This is a genomic window from Streptomyces sparsus (assembly GCF_054776295.1).
Genome location: NZ_BAAHCA010000861.1, coordinates 1 through 2,090, shown reverse-complemented (window position 1 = coordinate 2,090; position 2,090 = coordinate 1). Strand labels below are relative to the sequence as shown.

Genomic DNA, 2,090 nt, shown 5'->3' with positions numbered 1-2,090 from the left:
GCAACCTTGCCAAGGTTGAGGTCGCGAGTTCGAACCTCGTCGTCCGCTCCATCGACACGGCCCCGGTCCTCACGGACCGGGGCCGTGTCCCGTTCCGGCCGGTGCGCCTCTACCCGTTGACGCCCCGCCCTCGTTCCCGTTCCCCTGCCGGCGGCGGTTGTGGCGGGCCGGTGCTGGGCAGGTCTGAGCCGGAAAGACCGGAACCGGAAGGGACCGGGGAGGGAAATCGCGCGTCGAGGCGGCGGCACATCCGGGCGGCTCTGCCCGGGCGCGCCTTCCGCCCGCCTTCCCGGTCCGGAGCCGGGCTCCTCGCACTAGGCTGTCCCCTCACCGATCGGCGTCGTCCTTGGAGCACCCTTTGGCCTGTGACCTGTGGCTGGTCCCCCTCGTCGACGTGCTGTGCCACAGCCCCGACAACCCGTTCGCCCAGGAGATCTCCACCTACGACAAGGCCCTGGAGGCGGCCGGACTGCCGCCGGTCCCGGTGTACGGGTACATGCCCGGGCTCTCGGGTGACGTCGCCCCCGTCGCGGGCTTCGACTACGACGCGCTGCACTTCCTGCGCCGGGCGTACCTGCTCCAGCTCAGCGGGCTGGAGGTCACCCCGGTGGACGCCCTGGGCAGCGACTACGAGCAGTTGCTGGAGATGTTCGAGCCGACGGCCCAGCAGTCCCACCTGGTGTGGCACTACGACCACGCGGGCGCCTACGTGCCGGTGGACTTCCCGGCGCCGCTGTCCGACGAGGAGCTGCTCGCCGGTGGCGGTCCGCTGGGCTCCAGCCACGGGCTGCTGCGTGAACTGGAGGCGGTGGCCCCGGTGCTGGGCATCGACCCGGCGAATCCGCCGCCCTCCCCGCCCGCGCCCGCCCGGCCGACCGAGCTGGAGGAGCCGGCCATGCCGGCCGGTGAGGGCGGCCCCTTCGCCCGGGAGCGGCACGTCTGGCTCGGCCTGCACGCCGCGGCGACCCGCAGCCTCGCCCAGGGGTCGATGATCGTCTTCTCCTGACCCCGCCCGGCCCGTCCCACCCGGCCCGTCCCGTCCGGAAGTCCCGCCTCCGCCACGAACGGCCGGGCGCCGCCCGGCCGTTCGTGGACGGTTCAGTCGGTTCAGTCGGTTCAGCGCGGGTTCTCCGGGGGGCGCTGGCGGGGCATGTTGGGCCGGGCGCCGGGCGGCATCGGGAAGCGGGCGACGGACCCGCCGCCGTCCCGGTCCGGACGCGGGACGCAGGCGTTCGTCGTCCCGGCCTGGTTGGGCAGCGGCACCGGTCCCGTCCGGAACTCCACCATCCAGTCGGCGGTCTCGCCGAGCACCAGGTCGGTGACGTCCTCGTTGAACCGCCGCAGCACGGTGAGGCAGCGCTCCGCCGCCTCACTCGCGGTGCCCTCGGTCGGGCCGAGCACCTCCCGCACGGACTCCGACGCCCACTCGTACTGGAGCAGCTCCAGGCGCCGCTGCACGCTCTGGGCGGTCGCGATGGCACGCATCCAGCCCGACGTCAGGCCGAACCAGCGGTCACCGGCCACGCACAGCACCGCGGCCAGCAGGGACAGGTAACCCCAGTAGGCGACGCCGGTCACCGCGCCGGTGAGTTCCAGCACCGGCATCACCGCGCCGCCGGCCACCCCGAGAGCGGCGCCGAGGCGCAGGGTCCGGGCCGCCCGGCGCTTGCCCTTGCGGACGGCCACGTACCAGTCGATGGCCTGGAGCGCGCCCTGCTCCACCCACTGGTACAGCTCGTCGAGACGTTCGGCGGGTTCTCCCCAGTCGCCGAGCGGAAAGGCACGGCCGAGCAGGTCTCCCTGCCCGTCCCACCTGGCGCCCTCGGGCCGCATTTCCGGCTGACTCACCCGCCACTCCCAACAAAACTGGCCGCGCTCGGACCGCATGAAGCCCCCATTCCTACCCCCAAAAGCGGCGCCACGATGACGCGTTGGCAGCGAAACCGCTCAGAAGTGGCTGCCGGGCAGGAACAAGGCCGCTACCCACTCACTCGAAAGAGTGGGCGGTCGCGCCGCCTCGGCCCGCCGGCGCCGCCCTGCCGCGTCCGCGTCACGTCCGCGTCACGTCCGCGCCGGCGCCCGCAGCCGCC

General features: G+C 73.6%; 2 protein-coding genes. One reads left to right on the top strand and one right to left on the bottom strand.

Annotation, left to right across the window (positions count from 1 at the left end; translation table 11 throughout):
* Positions 1–358 precede the first annotated feature (358 nt).
* Positions 359–1,006: a hypothetical protein gene (locus ACYVE9_RS24250; protein WP_461030028.1), complete on the top strand. Its 648-nt coding sequence runs from the start codon at positions 359–361 to the stop codon at positions 1,004–1,006.
* Between the two features lie 110 nt (positions 1,007–1,116).
* Here ACYVE9_RS24250 and ACYVE9_RS24245 read toward each other — a convergent pair whose 3' ends face one another.
* Complete coding sequence (locus ACYVE9_RS24245) at positions 1,117–1,848, bottom strand: SLATT domain-containing protein (RefSeq protein ID WP_461030027.1); 732 nt, start codon at positions 1,846–1,848, stop codon at positions 1,117–1,119.
* Positions 1,849–2,090: the final 242 nt, after the last annotated feature.